Source organism: Protofrankia coriariae, assembly GCF_001017755.1.
In the GTDB taxonomy this organism is placed as follows: Bacteria; Actinomycetota; Actinomycetes; order Frankiales; family Frankiaceae; genus Protofrankia; species Protofrankia coriariae.
Genome location: NZ_JWIO01000041.1, coordinates 14,319 through 16,615 on the forward strand (window position 1 = coordinate 14,319; position 2,297 = coordinate 16,615).

Below are 2,297 nucleotides of genomic sequence, written 5' to 3' on the forward strand. Positions count from 1 at the left end.
CACAGGCGGGAGCCACGCCGGCTGGAACGTCCACCGCCGGGCCGAACCATGCCGGCCGAAGTGGACGCGACGCCGGCTGGACGCCGCCGAACGCAAGCGCGCCGACTGGAAGAAGGACACCGATGACCACCGTCGATCTCAACGTCAGCCCGATGGGCCGGGTCGAGGGGGATCTGGACGTTCGGGTGACGGTCAGCGACGGCATGGTGACCTCCGCCTGGACCCAGGCGGCGATGTTCCGGGGCTTCGAGATCATCCTTCAGGGCAAGGACCCCCGGGCCGGCCTGATCGTGACCCCACGCATCTGCGGCATCTGCGGTGGCAGCCACCTGTACAAGTCCGCGTACGCCCTGGACGTGGCATGGGGCACCCGAATACCGCCCAACGCCACGCTGGTCCGCAACATCGCGCAGGCGTGCGAGACGTTGCAGAGCATCCCGCGCTACTTCTACGCGCTGTTCGCGATCGACCTGACGAACAGGAAGTACGCGCGCTCGCCGCTCTACGACGAGGCCGTCCGGCGGTTCGCCCCGTACACCGGCACCAGCTACGCCCCGGGGGTCGTCCTGTCCGGCAAGCCGACCGAGGTGTACGCGATCCTCGGCGGGCAGTGGCCGCACTCCAGCTTCATGGTGCCCGGGGGTGTCATGGGCGCACCCACCCTCTCCGACGTCACCCGGTCGATCGCCATCCTGGAACACTGGAAGAACAACTGGCTGGAGAAGTACTGGCTCGGCTGCTCGGTCGAGCGCTGGCTGGCCAACCGCACCTGGGACGATGTGCTCGCCTGGGTCGAGGAGAACGACTCCCAGCACGACAGCGACTGCGGCTTCTTCATCCGCTACAGCCGTGACATCGGCCTGGACACCTACGGCGGCGGGGTCGGCAACTACCTGGCCACCGGCACCTACTTCCACCCCGATCTCTACGCGGAGCCGACCATCGAGGGGCGCAACGCCGCCCTGATCGCCCGCTCGGGGATCTGTTCCAACGGCGAGTTCTTCACCTTCGACCAGAGGTGGATCCGCGAGGACGTCACCCACTCCTTCTACGAGGGGACGCAGGCCCGCCACCCGTTCGACGGCGAGACCCGGCCGCTCGACCCGCAGCGAGGGCGTGAACAGGGCAAGTACAGCTGGGCGAAAGCGCCGCGCTACCACCTGTCGGGGCAGGGATACGTCCCGATGGAGGCCGGCCCACTGGCCCGCCGGATAGTCGCCGGCGCCCCCGGCGCCGCCGCCCACCAGGACGACGACCCGCTGTTCACCGACATCATCGCCCGGATCGGGCCGTCGGTGCTGGTCCGCCAGCTCGCCCGGATGCACGAGGCCGCAAAGTACTACCAGTGGACGCGGCAGTGGCTCGACCAGCTCGACCTGCGGGAGAGCTTCTACACCAAACCGGCCGAGCCCGCCGAGGGCCGTGGTTTCGGGGCCACCGAGGCCGCCCGCGGATCGCTGGCCGACTGGATCGTCATCGAAGACGGAAAGATCGCGAACTACCAGGTGGTCACGCCGACCGCGTGGAACATCGGCCCGCGGGACGGCTCGCAGACGCCCGGCCCGATCGAGCAGGCCCTGGTCGGCACACCGGTCGCCGACGCCGAGGACCCGGTGGAACTCGGGCACGTGGCCCGCAGCTTCGACTCCTGCCTGGTGTGCACCGTGCACGCCTACGACGGGCGGACCGGCCGGGAACTCAGCAAGTTCGTGATCAACGGTGCGGTCTGACCCGGGGGAGACACAGGGGGAGACGGACAAGGAGCCCAGCGATGAGTGACGCCCGGCCGACCGGGCCGACGTGGAACGAACCCGGCCCCGGCCTCGAGGCGCTGTCAGAGGCCCTCGACGAGGCGGCGACCGGCGTCCGGGAGCTGGAGCCGGCGGCCCGGCGGCGGGCCGAGCAACTGCGGCACGCCGTCGAGGCTCTGCACGGCAGCGGGATCAACGCGATCGTCCGCCGGCTGCGCGAGGATCCCCGCGGCCGGGAGCTGCTGTTCGAGCTCGCGGACGATCCCGTGGTGCGCCTGCTCTTCTCCGTGCACGGGATCCTCCAGCCCACGCCGGTGACCGAGTCGCTGCGCGCGCTGGAGAAGGTCCGCCCGTACCTGCGGGCGCACGGCGGGAACGCGGAGCTGGTCCGGGTGGACGGGGACACCGCGTTCCTGCGGGTCAGTGGCACCTGCAACAGCCGTGCGCTAGCTGGGGTCACACTGCGTGAAGTCGTCAAGGAGGCTCTGATCGGCGGTGTCGGGTCGATCGCGCGCGTGGTGATGCTGGCGGGTGACCCGCCCCCGA

General features: G+C 70.2%; 2 protein-coding genes (1 of these 2 only partly in view). Both read left to right on the plus strand.

Annotated features, from left to right (window positions below):
- The first annotated feature begins 122 nt into the window (after positions 1 to 122).
- Positions 123 to 1,730 carry a nickel-dependent hydrogenase large subunit gene (locus tag FrCorBMG51_RS19810; protein WP_047224546.1) on the plus strand — a complete coding sequence of 536 codons (1,608 nt, stop codon included), beginning with the start codon at positions 123 to 125 and terminating at the stop codon, positions 1,728 to 1,730.
- 41 nt (positions 1,731 to 1,771) lie between these two features.
- Positions 1,772 to 2,297, plus strand: the 5' portion of a protein-coding gene (locus FrCorBMG51_RS19815; RefSeq protein ID WP_047224547.1) for a NifU family protein. 392 nt of this gene lie beyond the right edge of the window; only the first 526 of its 918 coding nucleotides appear in the window; the start codon lies at positions 1,772 to 1,774; its stop codon lies beyond the right edge, outside the window.

Coding starts and splice junctions, on each gene's coding strand:
- FrCorBMG51_RS19810 (WP_047224546.1), top strand. CDS start 123: ATGACCACCGTCGATCTCAACGTCAGCCCGATGGGCCGGGTCGAGGGG.